Genomic DNA, 26,416 nt, shown 5'->3' with positions numbered 1-26,416 from the left:
AAATTATTCACCTGTAGATAATGGTCTAAATAAAATAAAGTTAAGGCTGCCCATGGGCAGCCTTATTTGTGCGTTTATAAACACTCCCTATGCTTCAATACAGTTGGGCAGCCGCCTCAGGAGTAAAGGCTTGAATCTCCTCCACCCTGCCCTCGCGGATTTTCTTTGCCCATGCCGGATCACCCAGCAGCGCGCGTCCGACGGCTACCAGATCGAACTCCTGATTGTCCAGCCGCTTCAGCAGTTCATCCATCCCTTGATGATCCGCTTCCCCGCCTTCAGCGGGATCATTGTCCATGCCTACGGAACCAACAGCAATTGTTGTCTTCCCGGTGATCTTCTTCACCCATCCGGCGAGACCCAGCTCCGAGCCCGCGAATTCCGGGTCCCAGAACCGGCGGGTCGAGATATGGAAAATATCCACGCCGGCCTGTACCAGCACATCCAGGAATTGCTTCAGCTGCTCCGGTGTATCTACCAGCTTCGCCGTGTAATCAGTCATTTTCCACTGGGACAACCGGATGGAAATCGGATAATCCGGTCCGACTGCAGCGCGGACGGCCGCGACAACTTCGGCTGCGAATGTGGTGCGCTTCAGGAAATCGCCGCCATAGCGGTCCGTCCGCTGATTGGTTTGTTCCCAGAAGAATTGGTCAATCAATAAGCCGTGGCCGCCGGAAAGCTCTATCCCGTCGAAGCCAGCCTGCTGCGCATTCACTGCCGTATCGGCATAGGCTTGAATGACGCCGGCAATTTCTTCTTCTGTCATCGGCTCGCTTATCTTGTTCCCTTGCATATCGAGGCCTGATGGCCCGATCGATGGTGCATCCGGGTAAGGCTGGGAACCTGTGGAACGAATTATTCCCATATGTGACAATTGGGGAAAAATAATCCCGCCGGCCTCATGAACCTGTCTGACGACTTCACGCCAGCCGCTCAGAGCGGCTTCGCCAAACAGATTAGGAAGTCCCGGATCACTGCTCGCCGCCGGATGGTCAATCATACCAACGGTGATGATCAGCCCCACCCCATTCTCAGCGCGGCGGCGGTAATACGCTGCCATATCCTCCCCTGGAATACCCTCAGGTGCAAAAGCACGCGCCATCGGTGACATTACGATCCGGTTGGGTATATTTAATTGTTGAACCGTATAAGGTTCAAATAAGGTCTCCAGTGAATGAATTTGCTCCTGCTGTTTAGCCATGGTTAACGCCTCCTGTAGATTGTATGATTATTCTCAAATCGGGGTATGAATGCAATAGTAACAAGCTCCAGTCCCCCTTTCAACCAACAATCTGCCCAAGTTGTTGCTTAAGCTAGAAGCCGGAAAAACTGTTGTATTGGCAGATCCTATTTGTTGTCTGCCAATAAGGTGATTATAATAAAGGGATTCTACCTACTGAAAGGGGTGTTCCTTGGATGGCTGGCATACTCCCCCCCAATCCGAACGACCCGCGGGTGATTCGGACCCGTCAATTAATTCTGGATGCCTTCATCCGGCAATTGAATATCATGGACTTCAATTCGATAACCGTCGGCGATATTACCAAAGCAGCCACTATTAACCGGACCACCTTTTATGCACATTTCCAGGATAAATATGCGCTGTTCGAAGCCTTTTTGTTAGACGCCTTTACGAATATGGTCCTCCATAAAGTCGATGCAACTGGACCGTTGACCGAAAAGACGCTTCAGGAGCTTATCGTGGCCTTATGCAATTATCATGAAACCAGCCACCGCTGCTTCAAAAGATATGATTCCGTAGCACTCCTGCTTGAGGAGAATATCAAGCTGCATCTTGAGAAGCTTATCCTGCAGCTTATTTGCGAATCAGACTCAGCTGCAGATTCGAAGCCGCTTGCCACTGCGGCCACCCTGCTAAGCTGGTCCTTATACGGCGTAACCTACCGCTGGAATGTGGAAGGAAGAGCGGAGTCTCCCTCCGAACTTGCGGAGCGGGTCATGCCGCTGATCACGGGCGGATTCCCCATGTTCAATCCGCAAGTTTCCTAATCAGACTGGCCCAGGTGTAAAATCAGCGGCAGCCTCGGACGTGAAAATCATGTCCTGGGCTGCCGCTGTTTATATTGAGCCGACGTTGTGGGGCAATATCGAGATACATAATCGCTGAATGGTGAAGGTTGTCGCGCACACGGTAGATAGATCACCTTGATTTACGTTAGGAGGGAGCGAGTGCTATCAAATCCTGCACAGAATACAACATTTTCTTGGATAAATCGGCTCAAAACCAAGATTGTTGTACAAAATACAACATATTTCCTTTTTCAAGCGACTTTGGTGGAATATTCTTGTATTTCATACAACAATCCTCCCGAACACCCGGCAATCCAGGAATCTAAGTTGTAAAACGTACAACATTTATGCTTACAGCACTTCCTTACTTCTTCCTTCCTTCCTTCCCTAAGACTCCCCATTCACCGGTATAGAATCAGTTGTTGCGACTCCTATTATGACTACACTTACCACAATGGGGCATGGTGTCGGTTGGGGCTGAGGTTAGATTCTCTATCGTACACACTAAAAGGACTTTCCTTCAGGGGAAAGTCTTTTTCTTTTTACATACCGGCTCTAAGGCGGAAAAACAGCCATCTTTTCTGGCAATTACAAGTAAGCGTAAATTGAAATGTTACTTTTTTTTAAAAAACAAAATACATTTTTTAAACTTATTGAATTATAAGAATGTATATACTTAAAAAAATGTAAATGGAGGATGTATTTTTGAAAAAAATCATGATTGTCACAATGGTAGGAGCTATTTTGTTATCCGGATGTGGGGCAAATAATCAGTCTTCAAGTCCGGTAAAGATTGATGGAAATGCGTCAACACCAGCTACATCAATTCCCAATACACTACTATCCGAGACTTCAGATAAGAAAATTGCTATTTATGGTGTTCAAGAAAAATCACAAAAAGACATATTTTCGTCATTAGATGTTGTAATAAATGGAGAAACGAAAACATTCAATTGGATCAATGTAACGAACCCCTCCTTCTATCCTCAAATATCGGTCATTGATTTAGATGCAGATGGAGAAGATGAAATTGTCATTGTTCTGACAAAAGGCGCAGGGACTGGAGTACATGATTCGGAAGTGCATGTGCTTAAATCAGATTTTACAGAAATATCAGTTTCAGATCCAAGAGAATTCGTTCTAAGCAATCTTAACGTTGATCTAAAAACAGATAAGGAAATTCGACAGTATACAGTTTCAGTTGATGGTCAGGAGCACTTATTTGAATTCAGTGAGAGCGATTCAAACGATTGGTTTGAGCAACCGACGGTTCAGAATATATTGAGATTTGGAATAAAGGATAATCAGCTTATTGCGGAGCTACCCATTCAGATTTCAACAGGTAATTATTTAGGGGATGCAATCATTAGATATGCATTTGTTAATGGGAAATTAGAGCCGTTTAAAATAGAGATTACAAAAGAAGGAAACTCATTATGAGCTTCCTTCTTTTAGTCTGAAGTATTAATAGCCTTCAACTTTAAATAATGTGTGGTCGAGGTGGGGAATTGACGGATTCCGCTGATTCCGTTATTCCAATTCAACCGTCTTGTTCAGATCCGACTTCTCTGTGTCCCGATTGGTGATTCGTTTGAACATATAAGTCGCCATCTCGGCCAGATTACCGCTCTTCCAGTATTCAGCAGCTTCGGCATGAACCTGAATCAGGATCACGTTCGGGTCATCATAGGTGGTCTTCAGGAACGTGTTATAGCCTGCACTCCAGAATTCTTTTTTCTTCTCCAGATCCTCGACAATCCTGGCGGTTCCGCGGATGGAGACATAGGATTTGTCAGCATACACAACATTAACCCTCGGATCATGGAGGATCTCATCGAACTTGCTGGTGTCCTTCTTGGTCAGGAACCACAGGTCTCCGTCAAACTCGACTTCCTGTGTCTTCATGGGACGGGATACCAGGCCTTCGGGTGAGATCGTCGTGAACATCGCTGTATCAATCCCTTTGATAAGGTCTCTGACCGTCTCGACAGCTTCCTGATGACTTTTATCCAAAGTTGACATGCTTATCGCCTCGTTTCTTCCGGGTTATGGGAATAGGATATCCAAATGCGTACCTATTATTAACCCGAATAGGCGGTAATCTATCTTTAACGGTTCAGTCACAGCTTTATCAGCTGGTTCAGTATTCGCCTTTGATGACGAAGAACGAGCCCCGGATCGTTCCGGCCAGCTTAGACTTCTGCCTGGCGAATTTGAACTTTGTCTCCAGCTCCTTGGGAATCTCCATGCCCTCAGAGAGCTTGAATCCGACAGCCCGCTTCTTGGGATCATCCACGGTATACATCACGTTAAGCGCCAGTCCGTCCTCATAAAAGACGTAAGCAAACCGGATATTCTCTACCTGAAACCGCGAGGTCTCCAAAGGCTTGGCCGAAAATTCAAGATCACGTTCTTTTTTCAGAATTCCATTCACATAATCCAGGGTCTCCTGGCTTTCGCTGGCCGGGACAACCGTGAACTCATGCTTGTACTTATTCATGAAGTAACGCGCTTCATTCGCACGCAATCCTGCAAGTGCATCCACTACAGGTGACGACTCCAAGCCGGCCGTAGACACCTCTTTGAAATCAACGATATAAGACATTGCACTTCCTCCTAGGCTAACCCGTTATTTACTTACAACAGGAATCCACATTTCACCTACAACCTGTCCATCCTGCTGCCCCATCTCAACCGATGTATTGGGCCCGCCCACATAGGCGACATCCTTCGCTTCCGGCAGAGCTTGACCAAAAGCAACTCCGGCGAGCTTATTATTCAGTTCATCAGCCGTTGCCGCTTCCCCTCTAACCACCAGGTATTTACCCTTAGGAAACTGGATAACTCTGGCCTCTTCCGGCGCAGCTGCTTCGGTCATGACACCCGCATAATACATCATTTTGTTGTTCACCGCTTCACTCACGGCAAAAATATAGTCGTTCACGGCCATCGCCTTCAACTTATCGAGCCTTCCATCTTCACTGACGGCCTGCCAGAAGTCTGACTTTTCTTTGTTAATACCTGCATAGTCCGTGTAATCGCTCTTAAGCTCCGTGCCCAAGCCGATAACGATGAAGCTGTCTTTTTCCTCTAACGTGTAATTTGCCATGTCTGCAACCATCCTTTGTATTTGAAATTTGTCTTCTTGTCTTGATATGTATATGATAGTCTTAAATCATGTCATAAAATGAAACTGTTTAGGAGACGCGATGAAAAAAGTTGAACGGGTAAATGTGATCATGCGGTATATTAACAACCGGGCCCACTTTACTATTACTGAAATCATGCAGGAATTTAATATCTCCCGTTCGACTGCGATTCGGGATATCCGGGAAATCGAGGCGCTGGGGATGCCGCTTGTCGCTGAAGTTGGACGGGATGGCGGGTATTCTGTGATGCGCAATTCTGTCCTTCCCGTGGTCCGGTTTACAGATAATGAGCTCAAAGCCCTGTTCATTGCCTTCATGGCCACAAGAAACGGGCAGCTCCCTTATCTCAAGAGCCGTCAGTCTCTAACGGAAAAATTACTCGGACTCGTCTCGGAGAACCAGCAGGAGGACCTGTTTCTTCTGAATCAAATTCTGCTGTTTGAAGGGACCAACCCGAACAATCCTGACCTGCTTGATCTGTCTGATCTCCCCCACCCCATGCTGGAGAAGCTGATCCAGATCCTGCTGGTGGACCGCTATTTGCTGATTACCAGCGAAGTAGCGAGGATCATCCAAGCTTATCCCGTTTATCTTTTGCGCCTCTATCGTGAGAAAAGCCAGTGGCTGATCGAGGCCTTCGACTTAAACGATGAAAGGAAGCGGATTATTCCTGTGGACCAAGTCACCGATGTTGTCCTAAATCCGGATAAAAAAAGATTAAGCAGGAAAAAGATCCTGGAAAAACTGAAGAGTCAGGAAGAAGAAGTCAACCTCGTTCTTGAACTCGGCCCCAAGGCGATTGCCCAATTCAAAAAATATCATCCATTGAAGGTATCGCTCTCCTATACGAATCCTTACCAGAGCACAGCCATTCTCAAGACGTATATCCATGCGGATATGCCCGACGAACTGGCGGAAATCATAAACTGGCTGCTTTTCCTGGGCGGGGATATCAGACTTAAGGAAGCGCCGGAGGAAATCTGGAAAGGGTTAAAAGAGAGACTGCGTTTATTATACCTATAATCAGTGTGCCACCAAATGTACCGGATATTCAGATTGAAATTCTGGCCTCTATACAACCTGTCCAAAAGAGTTTAAAATTTTCAAGGAGTGTAATGACAATATCTGATTTGGCTTCAGGGAACTTATCCGGAAAAGGAGACTTTAGAAACATGCTAGATTCAAACACAACCAGCCTATTGAAAAAAACATTGAGTGCAAGTATCGGTAACCAGGAAATTGCAGGTGCGAACCTGATGGTCATCAAGGACGGCCGCGAGGTGTTCTATCACGAAGACGGCTTAGCCGATGTCGAAGCGGGACGTCCTATCACCCGGGATTCGATCTTCCGTCTATACTCGATGACGAAACCGGTTACATCCGCCGCCATCATGCTGCTGCTTGAGCGCGGACAGATCGATTTGTTCGATCCGGTAAGCCGTTATATTCCAGGGTTCAAGAACCAGCTGGTCGAAAAGAACGGAGAACTGGTGCCTGTCAGCCGGGAGGTTGTCATTCATGATCTGCTGAATATGACCTCGGGACTGGTATACGGAGGAGGAACAGACAAAGCCGCTCTGCATACGGAGGCTTTGTTCAAGGAGCTGGACAGCCGCTTGCACGGCGATAACCGGATGAGCACCATGGAATTCGCCACCCGTCTGGGTGAAGGCCCGCTTTCGTTCGAGCCGGGTTCGTTCTGGCAGTACGGGACCTCAGCGGATGTTCTGGGAGCCATTGTGGAAGCGGTTAGCGGCATGCGGTACGGAGAATTTTTGCAGAAGGAAATATTCAGCCCGCTGCAAATGCAGGATACCGGCTTCTGGCTGCCTGAAGACAAAGGAAACCGCCTGGCCAGAGTCTACCAGGAGGACGGCGAAGGCGGCTTGAAGCTGTATGCGGAGAGCCATCTGGGCATCTACCACCATATGGACCGGGAACCGGCCTACGAGTCAGGCGGAGCGGGCCTGGTCTCAACGATTGACGATGCTGCCAAGTTCACCACCATGCTGATGAACCAGGGCAGCTTGAACGGCGTTCAGCTGCTCAAGCCTAGAACCGTTCAATATATGACTACAGCTGTTCTAAGCGATGGGCAGCAAAAAGGCTTCGATACCTGGCATTCCCTGCAGGGGTATAGCTATGGCAACCAGATGCGTATCCTGAAAGACACCGGAAAAGCCGGAGTGGTCGGCGGCCAGGGTGAATACGGCTGGGACGGCTGGCTTGGAGCTTATTTCACCAACAGTCCGCAGGACGGCCTGACCTTCCTGTTCATGATCCAGAAAAAAGATGCCGGCACACTGCCGGTCACTCGCAAGCTGCGTAATATTGTGTTTAGTTCGTTGTAAGAAACCTGCTCTTCTTGTCCAATATACACACAGGGTCCAATTCTTGTCCTCCGTAAAGAACAAGAATTGGACCCTGTGCTATGAAATGAGAAAATCCGCACTTTCTCTCCGCACTCTCCACACGCTCTGCTAAGTTACCAGTTCGCGTTCTTCCTGTTCGTCTCAATGACTTCATGGAAACGGTCAGGAAAATTAGTATAGACTCCATCTACACCCCAAGAATAAGCTTTATCCATATTGAGCTGATAATTAATGGTATAGGGCATGACCTTAAGTCCCGCCCGCTTTATCTGCGCCACATAAGACGCGCTGGTCCCCTGGAAATTCGGGCTGATGCCGACAGCATAGGACTTCACATCTGCCAGATAAGCTTCAGTAAGTCTTACCGAGGTATAATCATTCCATACGAGCTGGTACAACGGAATATCCGGGTTGATGGAATGGAACTTCCGCAGACTGGCTGCGCTGAAAGAGTGTATGGCCACTACTTTTTCCAGATCATATTTCTTAATGTATTCATTCAAGAGGACTTCAATATTAATCTTCGGCGTTGATTCCTTGATTTCAAGGACATAGCTGATCTCTTTGCCAAAGGTTTCGAATACCTCATCGAGGGTGGGGATGGTGGTCCCTGCATATATTTCTCTGGCAAACATCGGATACGCCTTATTGAACCACGATCCGGCATCCAGCTGTTTGATCTGCTCCAGCGTCATGTTCCTTACATACCCTTTGCTATTGGTCGTGCGGTTGACTGTATCATCATGGATGACAACAGGAATCTGATCCTTGGTCAGGTGGATATCCAGCTCAATCGAGTCGGAATCCATTTCACGCGCCAGCTCGAAGGCCGGCATCGTGTTCTCCGGAGCATATCCGGACGCACCACGGTGGGCGATCGTATATACTTTTTCCGCCGGATCGATGATTTCTTTCACTTTAACCCGGATGGCCGGGAAGGAAGCGTACAGTGTTGTAAATAAGAGGATAAATATTAGTACATGCATTCCGATAAAATAAGCTTTATGGCTGACAATCTTCTTCATTCCGTCGTCCTCATTTTCCTGTAACCTTAACTTTTGCAAATATTATTATATTAACAGTTAGGGTCATTGAAATCCACATTTTTAATTACAGCGCAATCTAACAGCATAATTCTAAACCGTCTCCCTGCCCGCCGGCGAGTTCAGCTTCATGTACCGGAATCCAGAAATATTCAAAGGTTAGACCCGAATCTTCTCCGGATGCTTCTATAGTATGTTCCCACCGGGCCGGGCGCTCTTGAATTAACTCTAACTGATACACATGTCTTTCATGATGTTGTTGTTTATACGCCGCGTAGTACAGATACGTCTTCAAATGCTTGACTAGCCGCAGCTCATCCTTCGTTATTCCTGATTCCTCCAGTATCTCCCGGAATAATGCCGTTACTACACTCTCGCCCGATTCTACAGTCCCGGCAGGAACCTGCACACCAGCTTCCGGGTAGTCCCTATGCCTGAACACGAGCAGCTTATCGTTATATATAATGTAGGCCCAGACCGTTCATCACATAGGGGCGTACCAGATCAACAAGCAGATCCGTCCGTTCCTTCTCCCCGGTTTTGAACCATTGATACGCTGCGCTATAGATCGCTGACCCTGTCATGGCCGCCAGGATTGTTGTCTGATTGGGGTCTGCTGTATGGGGATGATCTCCTTTTACAAAAATGCGCTCAATAATCTGCTGCAGCAGCTGCTTGATCTTCTCGTCCACCAGCGTAGCAATCGATTTGGAATCCATCCGGCAGATCTCAAAAAAATCCAAAATGTACCGGTAAGTCATAAGGATCAGCTCGTTACATATTTCATCTGTGAACTCCAGCGCATGCTCCACGGGTCCGGGAATCATCTTGCGGAAAGCCTGTTCGATGATTTCATCCAGCAACGCATATTTATCCTCGTAATGAGTGTAAAATGTGGCGCGGTTAATGGTAGCTCTCTCTGCGATATCTTTGATGGTGATTGTATCGAAGCTTCTCAGCCGCAGCAACTCACGGAAGGCTTCTCTGATCAGCTGCCCTGTGCGCACAACCCTTGGATCTATCTGGTTAACCATCGCTAACTTCCCCTCTTAGACATCAAATCTTAATCTATGTTGTTTAACCGACTTATCCCCGAGTCTGCCGATTGAATTCAACAGGATGCCGGACTATCATCAATCGTATCAGACATGTGTTGTTTAAACAATGTGTGTTACCTAATTGAAAGGACAGATGAACTTGAATATACAATCAGACAGAATATTAATCGTTGGCGCTGGAGTGATTGGCAGTGTGTACGCACTCCGGTTCGCACGGTCAGGACTTGACGTTACCTTACTGGCCCGGGGCAAGCGGCTGAATGCCCTCCAGAAGAAGGGTCTGCAATACAATGAGAAAGGCACGATACAGCAAATTCCGGTGAAGGTAATTGCGGAGCTCGATAACGATGACATCTATGATTTCATCTTTGTTCCGGTCCGGTATGATCAGGCGGAGTCTGCTCTTGAGGCGATTAAGAATAACAGAAGCCAAACCATTATTACGTTGACCAACACGGTAGGTTATGAATCCTGGCTTGAAATCGTAGGCGAGCGGCTGCTCCCAGGCTTCCCTGGTGCTGGCGGAGACCTCAAAGACGGTGTGCTCTACGCCCAGTTTGGAACGGAGCCTGGGCAAGGGACTATATTTGGTGAAATCAATGGACAGACGACCGAAAGAGTGAATCGTCTTGCCGGACTACTTGATCAGGCAGGTCTAACTAATATAATCGAACCGGATATAAAGGCCTTCCATATCTCACACGCTGCCCTGGCAGCAGTCAACAAGCACTTTTATACGGAGGATGGTACGGGTATGGTGGATTTGGAGACTGCAAGAAGCGACAGTACATTGAGCAAGCTTGCTGCTGATATTAAACGCAATATTAGGCAAGTTGAGCAGTCCGGAATACAGGTCATCCCGCCGGAAACGAAACAGATGGCTGAATTGCCGGAAGAGGACATTATCGCCCGGTACCGCCAGATGCTGAGCAATGACTTCATCATTGATGTTAAGCTGGGGAATCAGGCTGTCAGCAGAAGAGCAGAGATTATGCTGCTGGACATAGCGTTTGGGGATGGACAATTGTTGCAGCAGACTACATCCTAACTATTTCATGCTTAAAAAGCGGCATCTCCCCATTATCTACTGGTGGAAATGCCGCTTTTATTATGATTCAATTTCCCATATACTTCTCCACACCGGCCGGATCCATGAGCACCATCTGTTTATTACCAATCAGCTTGATCAGGCCCGAATCCTCAAACCTGGAGAACTTTCTGCTAATGGTCTCGCGGGTCACCCCGACATAACTAGCCAGCTCTTCACGGGACAGCGGAAGATCAATATGAATACGGCTTCCATGCCGCTTGCCGTATTTGTCACTGAGTTCCATGATCATGCAGGCAATCCGGATCTCCGGATCTTTGGTCGCCAGGCTCTGCGCCAGATTCTCCGTATGGGCGAGTCTTTTGGTTACACTTTTCAGCAGCCGTAGAGAGATCTCCGGATTATCCGTCATTAAATGCTCCATATCATTCCGGGTCAGCATACAAATATTAGTGTCTTTCAGGGCATATGCGTTAAAATTACTAAGCTCATCACTGTTAAAAATACTGAGCTCTCCGAAGAAATCCCCATTCGTCAGAATGTGCAGGATTTGTTCCTTGCCTTCAGGAGTCATTTTGGATAGCTTCACATGCCCCTGTTGAATAATGTACAGCGTATCTGACGGCGCCCCTTCAAGAATTAACGGCTGACCTTTGGTAAACTTGCGGTGCTTAATCATGGCGCTAATTCTGGTGAGGTCATCGTCCGTCAATGCAGCAAAAATCGGTACCTTGCGTGTACAAGGTTCTGCGGCGTGCTGGCAGGAGTGCTCTTTCATACCGTTCCCCCTGAAATGTAGTATTTAGAAGCTTCTTACTCTAATGAGTAACAGATTTCTTATCTTCAACTGCTACGAAGTGACTTGTATCCTCTCCGCAGACCGGACATACCCAGTCTTCAGGCAAATCTTCAAACGCGGTGCCGGCGGCTACATCCTCATCAGGATCGCCTATTGCCGGGTCATAGATATAGCCGCAGGGTGTACAGATGTATTTCTTCATTCTTCTCAGCTCCTAATAGTTTGTTTTTTAGTTCAATCGGGATTGTACTTCAGCCATAATGGCTTCTATGTTATTGCCGGCAAGATGAATTCCGGTCAGGCTGATCCCCTGTTCTACAGCCGACTTATACGTCAGGGAGGCAGCGGCTCCTTGCCAGGATAACGCACCGGTGATTGTATTATCTTTCACATAGATCCGCGTATAGGCGCCATTCTCTTCTCCGCTGACCGCCACATCGCATTGCCGTTCATCTGTGTTGCCAATGGAGAACAGAGAGATCCCAAAAGCATTAAACAAAGTAACCGGAACCGCTCTGCGGTAAACGGTCAGACTGTCAGCCATGTTGCTGCCGGCAATCCTTCCCTGTTCTATTGCGCCGCCCCATAGTCCTTCAACATGCCCGTTAATTTCAGCAACATCACCGGCAGCAAAGATGTTCGGATCACTGGTTTGCAATTGATCGTTTACAATAATGCCGTTCCGGACTTGAATAGCCGAGCCGCTTACAAGCGCAGTGTTCGGGACAATTCCGATAGAGTATACAACATGGTCACACGGGAGATTAGAACCATCGTCCAGCGTAATTCCGGTAACATAGTCTGTACCCGTAATAGAGGTTATCCCTGCTTGCAGAATCACCTTCACTCCGGATTGTTCCAGAGTCTCCTTAAGAAGGCTGGAGGAGTGCCCGTCCAGCTGTCTGCCCATCAGGGACGGGGCTGCTTCGATCACGGTTACCTCGTAACCTGCTTCGAACAAAGCCCAAGCCGTCTCGATGCCCTGGACACCTCCGCCAATTACGGCTACGCGGCTTCCATCCTGCAGACTATCTTTTAACCGGTCCGCATCGTTCATGTCTCTGATGGTGTGGACATTCTGAAGTCCGGCACCTTCGATAGAGAGTGCGCGGTTCCTCGCGCCCATACACAACAGCAGCTTATGATACTCCACCCGCTGGCCGTCTTCTGTCTCTACCATCCGGCGATCAGGCTGGATCGAGGTGATCCGGGTTGAGGTCTTGACGTTTATACGGTTATCCCGGTACCACTTCTCTTTCTTGATCAGCACCTTCTCGCTGTGCAGGTCGGTGAACAGGCCTTTGGTCAGCTTAATCCGGTTATACGGTAGCCCGCTTTCCTCACCTAGTATCGATATTTCTGCTTCCGCGTCCTGATCGCGGATTGCTTTGGCCGCATGGACGGCGGAGACGCCGCCGCCGACGATTACATAATGCTTCGTCATGAGTTGTTCCTCCTCCCTAAATTGAGCTCAGCAGCAGATCCGATACAAATTCAGCCGCATTTTTAATTTTCTGGACCTTCTCTGGCTCTTTAGGGGAGAATCTTACTCTAACCGGGAATTCAACATGTGTCATGCCGGTGGTTTTGATGACCTCCGAAGTGCTTTGCACGGTCATATTCGTTCCGTTCAGATAGTCCTGAATGACCTCGATGGCTTCTCCGCTCCAGCCGTACGAGCCAAAGGATGCCGCAAGCTTGCCTTCCAGATTCATATGCTGCAGCTCCTTCAGCACATCCTCCAGGTTCCCGATCATGTCCGCATATTTAGTAGAGCTGCCGATAAAGACCGCGTCTGCAGAAGCAATGCTGTTCAGAATATCCGCAGTGCTGCTTTTATCCGCATCCCAGACTTCTGTTCCGATATTATTCTCCTGCAGGCAATCCTGGATGATTTTGGCCATTTTCTTCGTGCTGTTCTTGATGGTGGTATATACGATGACTGCTTTTTTACCCTGAGTCGTTTCGCGGCTCATCGTGGCGTACAGATCAATGAATTTAGGGATATCCTCCCGGATCAGGAATCCATGGGATGGGGCAATCATGCGGATATCCAGATCCTTGACCGCTTCCAGCAGTGTTCTTACATATCTTCTGTGCGGATGAATAATGGCGGCATAATAGCCCTTGTAATCTTCGGTGATATCAAATCCCGCTTCATCACTGAACAGATTCTCCACAGCTACATGTGTACTGAAGATATCGCAGGGGAACAGGATCTGATCCTCGATACAATACGTAATCATCGTCTCAGCAGTATGAAGGTACGGCGTTTCTTTGAACAGCAGTGTTTTTCCGCCGATATCCAGCGTATCGCCATCTTTAACGACCAGGAAGTTCCGGCTGTGCAGCTTATACATTTCCTGCAGTTCCGGCACAGCGATTTCGGTGCACACGATCGTGGCATTTAGCGCCTGGGATGCAAGGGCTGCCAGGCCGCCGGAATGGTCGGGCTCCGTATGGTTAATTACGATGTAATGAATATCCATGAGGTCAATCATACCGGCGAGACACTCGGCATATTCACGGCCGAACTCCATATCTACCGTATCAATCACGGTCGGCTTGCCCGTTTTTAACAGATAGGAATTATAGGTTGTTCCTTTAGCCAGAATCAGGCGGTGGAACGGAACCTGACGGTTATCTATTTTGCCTACCCAGTAAGTATCCCCGGCGATTTGTTTGAATTGTGTACTCATTTTGTTAACCTCCAATGTTTGATTGATAATCCTTATCAGCAACCTCATTCTATTACGGCTGCCGTACAAAAAGGAGGATTCAAATCAAATTCCGGAAGTTTATGAAACAACTCAACCGTATACTTTTAATGTAGACGATTGAACAGAAGGGGTGGTGCGTATGGTCACAGTTGGACAGAAATAATGAAATTTCTCTTGCAAGTCAGCGTTCAAAATAAAAAGCCAATCCCCATGAGATCAGCTCTTCTTAGCCACAAACGTTATACAATCCGAAGTCAGCCTGACAGGTTCACCCTTTCTGCTGATTTCATATTCCAGCGGTTTTACGAAGCGTTGCTCAACTTCCCAGCCGGCATACTGCTGATCCAGCAGCTCGAACATTCTTGCCGTAGTTAGATTCACTTCAAACATGGGATCGAGTTCTTCCGCTTGTGCGAGGTTAACTTCATGAATGTTCGACGCGATAATAATACAATTCGCTCCATTTTGTTTCGTACCGGCATTCATTTCCTGCAGTTTCCGCTCCAGTGCCTGCTCTGAACTGATATGCTCTAAAGAAGATACGGCTACGATAATATCATACTCATCTGGTTCAATGGTGAACTGTTCAATATCGGATAACCTTGCCACTATGTATTGCTCAACTCCAAATTCCTTACTGTAATGATATAGTTTATCTATAGCCGATTCCAGCAGGTCAACGCATACCACTTTACCATTTCTGTGCTTCAAAGATTCAGCGATAGGAATGCTGTTCCGGCCGATCCCCGATCCCAAATCCAGCACACTTAAGTATTCCCGCTCCTTATATTCCTCTAAAAGGCTGATCACCGTCTTAACAGGCCTGTGAAGCCAGGACCCTGGCTTGAATAAGTCGTATGTATCGTAACAGTCATCATGATATTTCTTCTCTTCGGATCTGATGTTGGCTATTCTGTCCATTGGTTCACCTTACGCTTTCAACGATTCCACTTCATTCTGTATTTGCTTTATTCAGGAACTTCAATATATTCGGATACTCTGGATTTCAGGATTTCTATTAGTTCTTCATCCATAAATCTATAGTCGTCCGGGATATCAAGACAGATTACCTGTTTGTTCCTTAGGGAGTCTGCAAATTTGTCCCTTAGCCTTCTTGTATGCTTCTTCTCCATTACGAATATCAGATCCGACCATCCGATATATCCTTCGGTCACCTGTATTCTTGCTCCTTCTTCCGTGCCTGCCGACCTTGCTTCGTAACCGTTATATCCGTCAAAAATCTTCTCAGCAGTCAAACTGCGCCACTTATTCCGGCTGCAGATAAAGAGTAGTTTAATGTTGTATCGCCTCTATATTTACTTTGGGATTTCTAGTAATGCGCTCTTATTAATTTGTAGTTTATATTTTCTATGAATTGTTCAATCCTAATCACTTCATCTTCTTCGGGATTCATGATCTCAATAACATATTTTGCAAAACCCATTGGCCAAATATAATACAATTCATTTAATGATAAGGCCGAGGCGCAGCAAGGTGAAATTATTGATAAATCATTAAACTGGTTGGAGCTTTTTGTATCCATTTGCTCAGCCCACCAATCGGGTTCTAAATACGTCATACAATGATTGCATCTAATCCCTTCAAAATTCGATCCACTATCTATAAATGTTACTTCATTATATAGCTGTTCACTTATTTCTTTGTTAACGGTCATTAATCTCATTTGATTTTTAATTGCATTTCTCTCTTTTTCGCCGGGGATGGTTTTCTCATGCTTTGGTATGATTTTTACAATGTAATTAGACATTATCACTCCTCCTATTCCCTGCTTGAACTGCAGGCTGGCCGTAACGAGCATGCACGTAAGCTTTAACTGTATTATGTACAACTAAAGCGATCGATTATTGCGTTGAGAGTGTTTTAATTGTATTTTCTACAATTAGAATCATCATATTTCGTAAGAGAAGACTTTCCGCTATTTTTAGTTGTACAGAATACAATTAAACCGTCAAATCAGGTTTATCTCCATGATTTAACTGTACGAAGTACAGTTATTTGCTATGGACTCCACATTAGTTACTTACTCTCAATAGATTTGAAGGCGTAGGCTTCTAAAGAGCAGGACATTTTTAAGTTCGATTTATTTAGTGAAATAGAATTATACTTCATGTGTTAACGTCTAACATAACCACATTTCCAAGAAAAGGTGATTGCATCAACTCTATGGTATCTTTCTATTTATCTACGGTCAATCTCATTTCTGGCTCTGAAGATGGGGTTATCTATAATAATTTATAGCATTATAAAGAAAAACCCGCATATAATGCGGGTTCCAGACGATAACTACGCCAAATATCTTCCCGTAATTGAATGCTCCGCATCAATAATCTGCGAAGGTGTGCCCTCGAATACGACCTCGCCGCCCTTGCTGCCTCCGTCCGGCCCCATGTCGATGATCCAGTCTGCCTGGCTAATCACATCGAGATTATGCTCGATGACGATCACCGTATTGCCGGCATCCACCAGCCGGTTCATGATCTCCATGAGGTGGCCGATGTCGGACATATGCAGGCCGGTCGTCGGCTCATCCATCACATAGATGCTGCCTTTCTTATGCAGCTCGCTGGCCAGCTTAATGCGCTGGCATTCTCCGCCCGAGAGCGTGCTGAGCGGCTGGCCGAGTGTAATATAGTTTAGCCCCACATCACTCATAGCCTGAATCTTGCGCACCACCTCTTTGAGCTGGAAGAACTCAAGAGCCTGTTCAACAGTCATCTCCAGCACCTCGGCAATGGATTTGCCGTTCAGCTTGTAGGCAAGCACTTCCTCCTTGAACCGTCTGCCTCCGCACACTTCGCAGGGCAGCTTCACGCTGTCGAGGAAACCAAGGTCTGTGTACACGACACCAAGTCCCTGGCAATTCTCGCAGGCGCCCTTGGAGTTGAAGCTGAACAGCCCTTGATTTACCTTATTGGCTGCGGCAAAAGCCTTGCGGACATCATCCATAATCCCCGTGTAGGTAGCGGGATTGGAGCGTGTTGAGACGCCAATCGCCGATTGGTCAATAACGATCGTATCCGGATGCTGACTGAGGAAGACATCATTAATCAGCGTACTTTTGCCCGAGCCTGCGACACCTGTTACCACTGTAAGTACTCCTGTAGGAATATCCACACTTACATTCTGCAAGTTGTGCAGAGAGGCATTCTGGATGGACAGCCTGCCGGAAGACGCCCTGCAATCCTGCTTCAGCTGAAGCGGACGTTTCATATGAGTGCCTGTCAGCGTTCCTGATTCCAGCAACCCCTGGAAGCTGCCTTCATAGACAATATTACCGCCGCGGCTGCCGGCGTGAGGCCCGACATCGACAATATGATCCGCCAGCTTGATAACATCGGGATCATGTTCAACGACAATGACGGTATTCCCTTTGTCGCGAAGCTTCTCCAGCAGCTCATTTAACCGGTGGACATCCCGCGGGTGCAGACCGACGCTGGGCTCATCGAAGATGTAGGTGACATCCACCAGGCTGCCGCTTAGATGCTTCACCATCTTGACGCGCTGTGATTCTCCGCCGGATAGCGTATCGGTCTCACGGTCCAGCGTCAGGTAGTCCAGCCCGATATCGACCAGATGCTGCAGCCGCTCCGCCAGCGACTTGACGACCGGAGCTGCGGCAGGTTCCTCTATCTCCCGGATGGTGCGGATAAGCTGCCCGACTTCCATAGCGGACAGCTCCGCAATGTTCCTTCCATTGATCCGGCAGCTGAGCGCAGCCTGGCTAAGTCTTGCTCCATGGCAGCTGGAGCAGGTGCCTTCGGAGATGAACGGGGCGACCATTTTTTGCGTACGCTCAGATTTGGTCTTCACATCCTGTTTGATATACTTGCCCGTGAACTTCTCAATAACACCTTCTACCGTAATGTTAGTTGCCTTCCCGGCAAAATCCATCTTCACTTTCCTGGCCTTGCCGTGCAGCAGCTGTTCCAGCTCCGCATCTGAATATTCGCTTAGCTTCTTGTCCAGATCGAAGTCACCCGCCTGCACGATCATGTTCCAATCCCAGCCGCCGACTGCATAATCCGGCAGCATGAGGGCTCCATCATTCAACGACTTGGACATGTCCACGGCCCGGCTCATATCGACCCCAAGCTTGCGGCCGATCCCGTTACATTCGGGACACATCCCTTGCGGATCGTTGAACGAGAACATGTTCACTCCGCCTACATGGGGCTGTCCCACCCTGGAGTACAGCAGACGGAGAATAGGCGAGATGTCGGTTATCGTACCCATCGTGGAATGAGAACCGCCGCCCAGCCGCTTCTGATCTACGATAACAGCCATGCTCAGGTTCTCGATCCCGTCTGTATCCGGCTGCGGATAACGCGGAAGGAAGGTTCGCACGAACATGCTGAAGTTCTCGTTCAGCAGCCGCGTGGATTCAGCAGCAATCGTATCGAAGACGATGGATGACTTGCCGGAGCCGGATACTCCGGTGAAGATGGTAATTTTTCGTTTCGGGATACGCAAGGATACGTTCTTAAGATTGTTCTCCCTTGCACCGGATATCACGATATACTCCTGATTCATTTCGTTCATGCTTAGCATCCCTCCAGGTGGTATAGATTTCTTTTGTTTCTATTATCCTTAGCATTATCCTTAGCTTTTGTTTACGGCATTGCCTCATGATTTTGAAAAGATATATTATAGTTATATCGTTGCTGTAGCTAATACACTTAAGGAGAGAGCAATATGCCGATTGAACGGTTTCAAATCCATGTGTCTGATGAAATCCTTGAAGATCTGAAATACAGACTGGATCATGTCCGCTGGCCCGATCCATTAGAGGGTTCTGACTGGGAACGGGGTTCGGATCAGAGTTATTTACGGTCGCTCGTTACGTATTGGCGGGAGCAGTTTGACTGGCGTGCCAGAGAAGCCGAGTTGAACCGCTTGTCACATTTTCGCTGTAACGTCGATGGAATCGATGTGCATTTCGTGCACGAGCGCGGCAAAGGGCCTAATCCGCAGCCAATTATCCTTACGCACGGATGGCCGGACAGCTTTGTGCGATACGAGAAGATTATCCCTATGCTTACGGACCCTGAACGTTATGGCGGGAATCCCGAAGACTCCTTCGATGTCATTGTCCCTTCCGTGCCCGGATTCGGCTTCTCTAATGGCCTGAAACGCGCTGGTGTGAATAATGCTTATGTGGCTGAGCTGTGGGCCAGACTAATGACTGAACATCTGGGCTACCCGAAATTCGCTGCGGCAGGCGGGGATATCGGCTCTGGTGTTACACGGTATCTGGCATTCAACCATCCTGAACTTCTGACCGGCATACATCTTACCGACATCGGCATCATCCGGAATCTTCTGGCTGTGCAGGATAAGTCAGGGCTGTCTGAAGAAGAGCTCCTGTACATCAAGAATACTTCGCAATGGATGGCTGATGAAGGCGGGTACATGTCGATTCAATCGACGAAGCCACAGACGCTTGCCTACGGACTGAACGACTCACCTGTAGGATTGGCAGCTTGGATTATTGAGAAATTCCATGCATGGAGTGATTGCAAGGGTGACCTAAGGAACAGCTTTAGCGAGGATGAACTGCTTACGAATATTATGATCTATTGGGTTACCCATACAGCAGGGTCAACAGCGAATATCTATTACGAGAACACGCATTCACTGCCGCCTCTCGGGCGCATTGAGGTGCCTACCGGTATAGCTATTTTCCCGGGAGATGTCGCCTTGCCGCCCCGGGAATGGGCTGACCGCAATCTGAATATCACCCGCTGGACTACCATGCCCCGCGGCGGACATTTCACAGCCATGGAAGATCCCGCGCCTCTGGCGGAAGACATCCGTGAATTCTTCAGAGCATTAAGAGAATAAAAGATTTCACTGCTTCACCAGCACAGACAGCTCGCCCTCAAAAACCTGATCGTCTGAGCTGGTGAACGTTGATAATAACACCGTAACCAGGCCTGTTGCATTCCGCTTCTCTTCTACCCCGGTCACTTCAACCATGGTATACAATTCATCACCCGGATATACGGGGCGCATGAATTTAATGTTGTTCATCGCAGTTCCGGCAATAACCTCATCCCCATAACTGCCTGTCTCCACCCACAGCTTAAACGACACAGCCAGGGTCTGAATTCCTGAAGCAATGATTCCGTTGAATCGGCCTTGCGCTGCCTTCTCTTCATCCAGATGCATATATTGCGGATCAAATTCGCCGGCAAATCTGGTGATATCCTCTTTCGATAAGGTTAGAGATTTGGTTCTAAATACTTGTCCGATATAAAATTCATGAAACCGCATGATTGCACCTCTTGAAGTAATTTTGCTCGTTTATTTTAGAGTAGGATTATATCACAGATCCGGAATTTTGGTTAGACAGGGGCAAACTAATCATCGTCCGGTCTAATAATGCCCATATCTGTTCAGCCATCACTGAAGCTGGATAAGGCATAGAATTGCTAATCCACCATTCGAAAGAGCTTATTACCGCAGAAGCTAGAAACTGTACGGTTATTTCCTTGTTAAAATTTGGCCCGGCAGCGATTAAATCGAATTGTCTGCTAAAACTTTCCCGGACAACGACAAGCAAACGATTTCTAAAAGCAGGTACTCCCCGGTTTCTCAGCATCTTAGAATACAACCCGGAATTCTGTTCCAAATATTCAAAAACCCGAAGCAATGTGGATTTCGAAGTGAATTTACCGGTAACCTCACTGTCAGGCGCGCATTTGTCGATTAAGCGGTTAATTTGTTCTTCCAAACAATGATCAAGCAGATCATATTTATCTAGAAAATGTAAATAAACCGTTCCACGGTTAACATTGGCCAGCTCAGCAATTTTATTTACAGTGATATTTTCAATATCTGTTTCCGACATTAATGCTAAAAAAGCATCCATAATAGCCTGTTTGGATTTCTGTATACGTCTATCCATATATTTCTCCTTCATGAGTCAGAATTGAACATTTCTAAGGTGTGTGTTGATTAATCAACATAAGGGATCGCTTTGGGGATTGTACAATTCTCTGCTTTTTTGTAATGTGATTTTAACAAACAAACGTTGGTTTTTCAACGAATGTTCAATAATACAAATGGAGGCTGCGCTATGAAAGCAATGGGTATAACCGGCTTTGATATCCCTGAGTCTTTTGAAGAGTATGAACTAGCTGTTCCTGCAATTAAAGAGACACAAGTACTGGTGGAGGTGTATGCCTCCTCAATTAACCCTGGAGATAATCATTTACGTTCGGGTGAGCTATTACTGAGCCCGGTAGGCGGGCAATTTTCCATTCAATTCCCGTTTTTTCTTGGAGGTGATGTTGCCGGTGTTGTAAGAGGTGTGGGTACGGGGGTACAGCACTTTAAAGCAGGTGACCGCGTTATGGGGATGGTCCGTGGAGGCTCTTATATGGATCAAGTGGCTGCCGATGAGGATACCTTAACGATGATACCGGACAATGTATCCTTCGAAGAAGCCGCTGCTGCGCCTACGGTAGCCTTGACGGCCTGGCAGGCACTTTTTGAGCATGGTAAGCTTCAGCAAGGTCAGCGTATTCTCATTCATGGGGGTGCCGGTGGTGTTGGACATGCGGCCATTCAATTAGCCAGACATTATGGTGCTTATGTAATTGCAACTGCAAGAGAGCATAATCATGGCTTTGTCCTGGGTTTAGGCGCAGATGAAGTCATTGACTATTATTCACAACCGGATTTCGTGACAAGGTTATCCGCACCTGTAGATATGGTTCTTGATACAGCTATGCTAGGGAAAAAAGAATTAGAAACTGGACTTCCAGGCGAGTTCGGGGATTATAGCTATGACATATTAAAGGATGGCGGGAAATATATTTCCATAACCTCTTTCGGTATTGGAACCTATCCAGGCGTTCGCAATATTGACTCACTATTTTTCCGTGCCCGTCCAAACCGGGATGATCTTAATGTAATTTCCACTCACATGCAGGAGGGGAAGCTCAACATTCATGTAGATCATAGGTATCCATTTACCACTCAAGGTTTATTTGAAGCGTACCGCACAAGCGAGAAACAACCCAGACGGGGAAAAATCGTGATTTCAAAAGAAATATAAAAGAAGGGCAGCTTCCCGTTAAGAAGCTGCCCTTCTCTTTTAACTGCCCATGTCTGGCTATCTATACTGGATCTGCGTTTTATTCCAGACCCTGTTTTCCGTAGCCAGTGAGGTTCTCAACGACTTGCGGATCGTAGTGGGAGAAAAATGCGCTTTCGCCTGTATCGAGTGCAGCGATCTTAGCCATGTCCTCCGGCGTCAGTCCGAAGTCAAATACATTCATGTTTTCTTCCATTCTGTTTCGGCTAACTGTTTTGGGAATGACTACCACGCCTCTCTGAATCAGATAGCGCAACGCCACCTGGGCCGTGGATTTATGATATTGATCAGCCACCGTTTGTAAGGTGGTGTTGGTGAACAAATTATTTTTCCCTTCGGCAAAAGGACCCCAGGATTCAATCTGCGTATGGTATTTCTCCATGATTTCCTGAGCTTTGACCTGCTGGTTGAAGACATGGGTCTCCACCTGATTTACAGCCGACACTACTTCAGTAAACTGTACAAGGTCGATATATCGGTCCGGATAGAAATTACTTACACCAATTGCTCTGAGGGTACCGGCCTTATACAGCTCTTCTAATGCACGGTACGTTCCGTAGTAATCCCCAAACGGCTGATGAATCAGGACCAGATCCAAATAATCCAGCTGCAGCTTTCGCAGGGATTCTTCAATAGAAGCTTTAGCTTGTTCATAGCCTGCATTAGAGATCCATACTTTGGTTGTGATAAACAATTCTTCCCGGGGAACTCCGCTCTTCTTAATAGCACGGCCAACGGCTTTCTCATTCCGGTAAGCTTGTGCGGTATCAATGGAACGGTAGCCTACGCTTAGGGCATCCAGCACACATTTCTCACATTCCGCGTGATCTGAAATCTGATAGACTCCATAGCCCAGAATCGGCATTTGTACTCCGTTGTTTAAGGTTACATACTCCATTTGTAATTCCTCCTAAGTTAATAGTTACAAGTGATTTTAACCCCGTCTGATTAGTGCCGGTTATTCACCAGCCGGAAAGTCCGTTGAGGCAGCCAAGTCGGTCTGCTTCTCGAAATCAGCAACACGCTTCATAAGAGTCGAAAGGGTGGTGGCCAATGCCTGGGAGCCTAACACCATACGCATCGGCGCAGGCTCTACGTCCACACTCTCGATAATACGGGCAGCCATACGCGCCGGATCGCCGGGAGCCAGTCCATTCGAACCGTCCAGCATGCTCAAAAAGCCGTGCGCAGGATTCCCCTCATATTCTGGCATTAATGAAGCAACCTGTGCGCTGCCATAGCGGAATTCGGTACGGGCTCCTCCCGGTTCTACGAGTGTAATCCCGATGTTAAAAGCAGCGACCTCCTGGGCCACAGATTCACAGAAGCCTTCAATGCCGAACTTCGTAGCATGGTACATTGAATTGCCCGGGAAGGCAACCTGTCCGCCATAGGATTACCTTGTCCCCTTGCTCAAGGAGCTGCTGCGTCATCACATAACCAAACCCGCTGCTGACACCTGTAATCAGCCATGTTCTTTTGTGCATAATCATTCTATCCTCTTGTTAACTATGATTTCGCTGCTGCTTCGTTCACACACCGCAGCGCATTCAGACTGCGCGGATAACCGATGTAAGGCAGGCATTGAGAAATGACCTTGATCAAGAACTCCTTATCATTTCCAAGCCTCATATTGGCTGCGGCATGACTGGTCGCCTGCGGTTCACAACCGCCTTGGGCATACAGGAAGCAGAACGTAATCATCTCTCTTTGTTTGAGATCCAGTCCTTGCCGGGTATAGTAGTCGCCGAAGCAATTAGCCGCAAGCCATTGATTGATGTGCCGGCTCTCCTCCGGGCCTGATTTCCAGAACTCCTGCATGCTCTCGCCAAAAATATCCACCTGCGCCTGAATCCCCGCTTTAAGACGCGTTTCCATAGTGGTTGTGGCCTGCCCCGGTAGAGGAAGCTCCACACCTCCCGCAGTCAATACATCATTCAGGACTTGCAGGAAAGGAAGAACTCTGCCAATACCGAGATAAGCGACGGACTGATAGACTATTTCCTTGGCTTCTACCGGTGTAACGCCAAAGTTCAGGACTGCGGGCAGCATAGCTTTGAACTCATCGATTCCCTGACAGCCGATTAATACAGATAGAATGGCCATCATACGGGTCCGGTCATCCAAATCATCCTGATGAACCACTTCATCAAATGCAAAATTATCAAACCGCTCGATAAACTCGGGATCTGTTACCTTAAGCTTGGATTCATAACCCGGAAACATTCTTTCGTGGTATTTCTTTGCGGCATCTGTAATCTCCATTGTGTACTCCTCCTGATTATTTCTGGACGCTTATTGTTCTTCCGCCAAAAAGGGTCAACCAAACAAGTTGGCTAACCCTTTATTTAAATGAATTCATGTCTATTATTATACTCGAGTCTCTTTGTAATACAATTTATGATTTCGCCTAAAAAGTACAGTAATGCACTATTTTAACGAAAATGTCTATTAAAATTAACTTCCAGGTCCAGAGCTAATCTCCAGTCGTTACACCGGATCATCGTGCCTAAAGGATATTCGAAATCACATTCGCCTATAAATGTGAAGCCAAGCTTACGGCAAATGGCGTTAGAAGCAGGGTGGCTGATTTTGGGGAAAGCATGAATATACTTGTGCTTCTGCTCTGAATGGATCCTAGCTATGGCCTTAACGGTTGCTTCTGCAGCTATACCTTGCCCTTGAAAAGCAGTTAACACGCTCCATCCGATTTCATACACCGGTTCCCCATGCCAAGTCTGATCCCAGTAACCTACACTGCCGGCTACTTCTAGCTCTGGCTGCAACAGGATCTTGAACATTCTCCCTGTTCCAGTTCCGGCAATCTCACAGTAACGTTTATGACGGGACAGGAGCTTCTCCTCCGTCTCCGGTCCTCCAAGGAACACTGTCATCTCGGGAGAATTCAATTGCTGCAGCAATCCGAAATCTCCGGCATCCCAAGGTTCAATGCTTACCTCCGGCCTGTACTTCTGTTCTGCCATTACACACACCTCCACATATAATTGCTGACGGACTCTCAGCTTCATATTATACGATCCCATTAAAAAAGCCCGAAAGCTAAACTTCAGGCAAGTTTCTTCTATAATTAGCCGCTGGGAAGCGAAGAAATGCTGCATTTCATACAACAATGGCGGATTGGTGCCGGAAAAATGAGCACATTGTTGCAATTTGTGCAGGATTTTAAAATGAAATTGGATCTTCACCACTTACCAGGGCAGCGTATTACCGGCATAGTCAATCAGAGTAAGCTCTTGCTGCTTGTAATCCGACTTCAGGCGATTCGCGATCTGCTGCAGAATAGACCCGGCTGATTCATCAGCGGTGAGGCTTCCGGTTATATCCAGCTTTCCTTGCATATAAGTCTGGACATGACCCGGATGGATAACCATAACCTTGCCGCCCTGCGCCGCAATCTGATTCTGAATTAACTGAGACTGCATATTTAGCGCGGCCTTGGACATGCAGTAAGCGTACCAGCTGTTGCGCCAGCAGGTTCCAATACTGCCTGCTTCTGATGAAATGTTAACGATCAGCTTGCTGTCACTCCGGAGAATAGAATCAATTAAGCCATTCGACATCCGCAGCGAGCCTAGCGTGTTCACCCGGAAGACCTGCTCCATTTCATCAAAATCCAGCGTATCCTGAATCGTCTTGCTCATATCACCCAGAATCGCCCCGTTGTTAATCAGTATGTCCACTTGGTCCGTGCAAGCTGCTATAGCCTCCACTGCTTGTTGTACACTATCCCCGTCGCTTATATCCAGCGTAAGCACCTGCAGGTGCTGATCATAAACTGTCTTCAGTTGCTCCAAGTGTTCATTGCTCTCCTGCAGATACTGCCCGGCCAACACATGATAACCCTGCTCCAGCAGTGCCTTAACCAGACTCAGCCCAACGCCCCGGTCAGCACCCGTAACTATAGCCCATCGACTCTCCAACAGGCTCACCTCCTGCCCGATTTCTCGTAAGTAAAATGCAGTACACCAGTTGATTATACGAGACTAGGCGTGGCATATCCATAACGGAATGCTTGCAGTTCATGTAATAATGTCCGCAAAACACCTCGCA

Annotated in this window: 28 protein-coding genes and 1 pseudogene; 7 read left to right on the top strand and 22 right to left on the bottom strand. The window is 47.3% G+C overall.

The genetic code is table 11. From position 1 onward, the window contains the following. Positions 1-94 precede the first annotated feature (94 nt). Positions 95-1,204 carry an NADH:flavin oxidoreductase gene (locus P40081_RS17885; RefSeq protein WP_042137333.1) on the bottom strand — a complete coding sequence of 370 codons (1,110 nt, stop codon included), beginning with the start codon at positions 1,202-1,204 and terminating at the stop codon, positions 95-97. A 215-nt stretch (positions 1,205-1,419) separates the two neighbouring features. On the opposite strand from P40081_RS17885, the gene P40081_RS17880 reads away from it, so the two are divergent. After that, complete coding sequence (locus P40081_RS17880; protein ID WP_042137331.1) at positions 1,420-2,013, top strand: TetR/AcrR family transcriptional regulator; 594 nt, start codon at positions 1,420-1,422, stop codon at positions 2,011-2,013. A gap of 726 nt (positions 2,014-2,739) precedes the next feature. Then, a complete protein-coding gene (locus P40081_RS17875; protein ID WP_042137330.1) occupies positions 2,740-3,474 on the top strand; it encodes a hypothetical protein in 735 nt (244 codons plus the stop codon). A gap of 90 nt (positions 3,475-3,564) precedes the next feature. Here the strand turns inward: P40081_RS17875 and P40081_RS17870 are convergent, their stop codons facing one another. The 3 genes from P40081_RS17870 to P40081_RS17860 all read right to left on the bottom strand — a co-directional run bounded on the left by P40081_RS17870 (position 3,565) and on the right by P40081_RS17860 (position 5,143). Further along, positions 3,565-4,056: a pyridoxamine 5'-phosphate oxidase family protein gene (locus P40081_RS17870; RefSeq protein WP_042137328.1), complete on the bottom strand. Its 492-nt coding sequence runs from the start codon at positions 4,054-4,056 to the stop codon at positions 3,565-3,567. 118 nt (positions 4,057-4,174) lie between these two features. Beyond that, positions 4,175-4,639: a DUF8821 family protein gene (locus P40081_RS17865; RefSeq protein WP_042137326.1), complete on the bottom strand. Its 465-nt coding sequence runs from the start codon at positions 4,637-4,639 to the stop codon at positions 4,175-4,177. Positions 4,640-4,663: 24 nt separating this feature from the next. After that, the gene (locus P40081_RS17860; RefSeq protein ID WP_042137324.1) at positions 4,664-5,143 is read right to left on the bottom strand and encodes a GyrI-like domain-containing protein; all 480 of its coding nucleotides are present in this window, start codon (positions 5,141-5,143) and stop codon (positions 4,664-4,666) included. Positions 5,144-5,243: 100 nt separating this feature from the next. Here P40081_RS17860 and P40081_RS17855 point away from each other — a divergent pair, with 100 nt between their 5' ends. Further along, positions 5,244-6,206: a helix-turn-helix transcriptional regulator gene (locus P40081_RS17855; protein WP_042137322.1), complete on the top strand. Its 963-nt coding sequence runs from the start codon at positions 5,244-5,246 to the stop codon at positions 6,204-6,206. 149 nt (positions 6,207-6,355) lie between these two features. Then, on the top strand, positions 6,356-7,534 hold the full coding sequence (locus P40081_RS17850) for a serine hydrolase domain-containing protein (RefSeq protein ID WP_042137320.1): 1,179 nt from the start codon (positions 6,356-6,358) through the stop codon (positions 7,532-7,534). A 134-nt stretch (positions 7,535-7,668) separates the two neighbouring features. Here P40081_RS17850 and P40081_RS17845 read toward each other — a convergent pair whose 3' ends face one another. From P40081_RS17845 to P40081_RS17835, 3 genes are all read right to left on the bottom strand, one after another. Continuing rightward, positions 7,669-8,580, bottom strand: a complete 912-nt coding sequence (locus tag P40081_RS17845) for a glycerophosphodiester phosphodiesterase family protein (RefSeq protein WP_042137318.1) — start codon at positions 8,578-8,580, stop codon at positions 7,669-7,671. A 97-nt stretch (positions 8,581-8,677) separates the two neighbouring features. After that, positions 8,678-9,040, bottom strand: coding sequence for an NUDIX domain-containing protein (locus P40081_RS17840; protein ID WP_231575384.1), 363 nt, complete (start codon positions 9,038-9,040; stop codon positions 8,678-8,680). 13 nt (positions 9,041-9,053) lie between these two features. Further along, positions 9,054-9,632: a TetR/AcrR family transcriptional regulator gene (locus P40081_RS17835; protein WP_042137314.1), complete on the bottom strand. Its 579-nt coding sequence runs from the start codon at positions 9,630-9,632 to the stop codon at positions 9,054-9,056. 163 nt (positions 9,633-9,795) lie between these two features. On the opposite strand from P40081_RS17835, the gene P40081_RS17830 reads away from it, so the two are divergent. Continuing rightward, positions 9,796-10,704 carry a ketopantoate reductase family protein gene (locus P40081_RS17830; RefSeq protein WP_042137312.1) on the top strand — a complete coding sequence of 303 codons (909 nt, stop codon included), beginning with the start codon at positions 9,796-9,798 and terminating at the stop codon, positions 10,702-10,704. 67 nt (positions 10,705-10,771) lie between these two features. Here P40081_RS17830 and P40081_RS17825 read toward each other — a convergent pair whose 3' ends face one another. The 8 genes from P40081_RS17825 to P40081_RS17790 all read right to left on the bottom strand — a co-directional run bounded on the left by P40081_RS17825 (position 10,772) and on the right by P40081_RS17790 (position 18,783). Further along, the gene (locus tag P40081_RS17825; RefSeq protein WP_042137310.1) at positions 10,772-11,482 is read right to left on the bottom strand and encodes a Crp/Fnr family transcriptional regulator; all 711 of its coding nucleotides are present in this window, start codon (positions 11,480-11,482) and stop codon (positions 10,772-10,774) included. Positions 11,483-11,522: 40 nt separating this feature from the next. Continuing rightward, entirely contained in the window at positions 11,523-11,705 is a 183-nt protein-coding gene (gene rd, locus P40081_RS17820) for a rubredoxin (protein WP_039307922.1), read from the bottom strand. Between the two features lie 27 nt (positions 11,706-11,732). Then, positions 11,733-12,947 carry an NAD(P)/FAD-dependent oxidoreductase gene (locus P40081_RS17815; protein ID WP_042137308.1) on the bottom strand — a complete coding sequence of 405 codons (1,215 nt, stop codon included), beginning with the start codon at positions 12,945-12,947 and terminating at the stop codon, positions 11,733-11,735. 16 nt (positions 12,948-12,963) lie between these two features. Then, entirely contained in the window at positions 12,964-14,202 is a 1,239-nt protein-coding gene (locus P40081_RS17810; protein WP_039307916.1) for an FprA family A-type flavoprotein, read from the bottom strand. A gap of 237 nt (positions 14,203-14,439) precedes the next feature. Beyond that, positions 14,440-15,144, bottom strand: a complete 705-nt coding sequence (locus P40081_RS17805; RefSeq protein ID WP_042137305.1) for a class I SAM-dependent methyltransferase — start codon at positions 15,142-15,144, stop codon at positions 14,440-14,442. Between the two features lie 47 nt (positions 15,145-15,191). Next, on the bottom strand, positions 15,192-15,521 hold the full coding sequence (locus P40081_RS17800; protein WP_042137303.1) for a low molecular weight protein tyrosine phosphatase family protein: 330 nt from the start codon (positions 15,519-15,521) through the stop codon (positions 15,192-15,194). Positions 15,522-15,553: 32 nt separating this feature from the next. After that, complete coding sequence (locus P40081_RS17795; protein WP_042137301.1) at positions 15,554-15,991, bottom strand: hypothetical protein; 438 nt, start codon at positions 15,989-15,991, stop codon at positions 15,554-15,556. Between the two features lie 536 nt (positions 15,992-16,527). Continuing rightward, a complete protein-coding gene (locus tag P40081_RS17790; RefSeq protein ID WP_042137300.1) occupies positions 16,528-18,783 on the bottom strand; it encodes an ATP-binding cassette domain-containing protein in 2,256 nt (751 codons plus the stop codon). Positions 18,784-18,936: 153 nt separating this feature from the next. Between P40081_RS17790 and P40081_RS17785 the strand changes: the two genes are divergently transcribed. Beyond that, a complete protein-coding gene (locus tag P40081_RS17785; protein ID WP_042137299.1) occupies positions 18,937-20,085 on the top strand; it encodes an epoxide hydrolase family protein in 1,149 nt (382 codons plus the stop codon). A gap of 6 nt (positions 20,086-20,091) precedes the next feature. Here the strand turns inward: P40081_RS17785 and P40081_RS17780 are convergent, their stop codons facing one another. Continuing rightward, entirely contained in the window at positions 20,092-20,517 is a 426-nt protein-coding gene (locus tag P40081_RS17780; protein ID WP_042137298.1) for a MaoC family dehydratase, read from the bottom strand. A gap of 46 nt (positions 20,518-20,563) precedes the next feature. After that, a complete protein-coding gene (locus tag P40081_RS17775; protein ID WP_042137297.1) occupies positions 20,564-21,151 on the bottom strand; it encodes a TetR/AcrR family transcriptional regulator in 588 nt (195 codons plus the stop codon). 171 nt (positions 21,152-21,322) lie between these two features. Here P40081_RS17775 and P40081_RS17770 point away from each other — a divergent pair, with 171 nt between their 5' ends. Further along, positions 21,323-22,306 carry an NADP-dependent oxidoreductase gene (locus tag P40081_RS17770; RefSeq protein WP_042137296.1) on the top strand — a complete coding sequence of 328 codons (984 nt, stop codon included), beginning with the start codon at positions 21,323-21,325 and terminating at the stop codon, positions 22,304-22,306. A gap of 79 nt (positions 22,307-22,385) precedes the next feature. On the opposite strand, the gene P40081_RS17765 is transcribed toward P40081_RS17770, so the two are convergent. The 5 genes and pseudogenes from P40081_RS17765 to P40081_RS17745 form a co-directional block, all read right to left on the bottom strand. After that, positions 22,386-23,243, bottom strand: a complete 858-nt coding sequence (locus tag P40081_RS17765) for an aldo/keto reductase (RefSeq protein WP_042137295.1) — start codon at positions 23,241-23,243, stop codon at positions 22,386-22,388. 60 nt (positions 23,244-23,303) lie between these two features. Further along, positions 23,304-23,729, bottom strand: a pseudogene (locus tag P40081_RS17760) (SDR family NAD(P)-dependent oxidoreductase); the annotation flags it as partial. A gap of 125 nt (positions 23,730-23,854) precedes the next feature. Then, positions 23,855-24,610, bottom strand: coding sequence for a carboxymuconolactone decarboxylase family protein (locus P40081_RS17755; protein ID WP_042137294.1), 756 nt, complete (start codon positions 24,608-24,610; stop codon positions 23,855-23,857). A 170-nt stretch (positions 24,611-24,780) separates the two neighbouring features. Further along, positions 24,781-25,329 carry a GNAT family N-acetyltransferase gene (locus P40081_RS17750; RefSeq protein WP_042137292.1) on the bottom strand — a complete coding sequence of 183 codons (549 nt, stop codon included), beginning with the start codon at positions 25,327-25,329 and terminating at the stop codon, positions 24,781-24,783. 225 nt (positions 25,330-25,554) lie between these two features. Then, positions 25,555-26,286 carry an SDR family NAD(P)-dependent oxidoreductase gene (locus P40081_RS17745; RefSeq protein ID WP_081969997.1) on the bottom strand — a complete coding sequence of 244 codons (732 nt, stop codon included), beginning with the start codon at positions 26,284-26,286 and terminating at the stop codon, positions 25,555-25,557. Positions 26,287-26,416 lie beyond the last annotated feature (130 nt).

The organism is Paenibacillus sp. FSL P4-0081 (genome assembly GCF_000758565.1).
Taxonomy (GTDB): domain Bacteria; phylum Bacillota; class Bacilli; order Paenibacillales; family Paenibacillaceae; genus Paenibacillus_AQ; species Paenibacillus_AQ phytohabitans.
The sequence above is the reverse complement of the archived record's forward strand: the minus strand, read 5'-3'. Positions and strand labels throughout refer to the sequence as shown.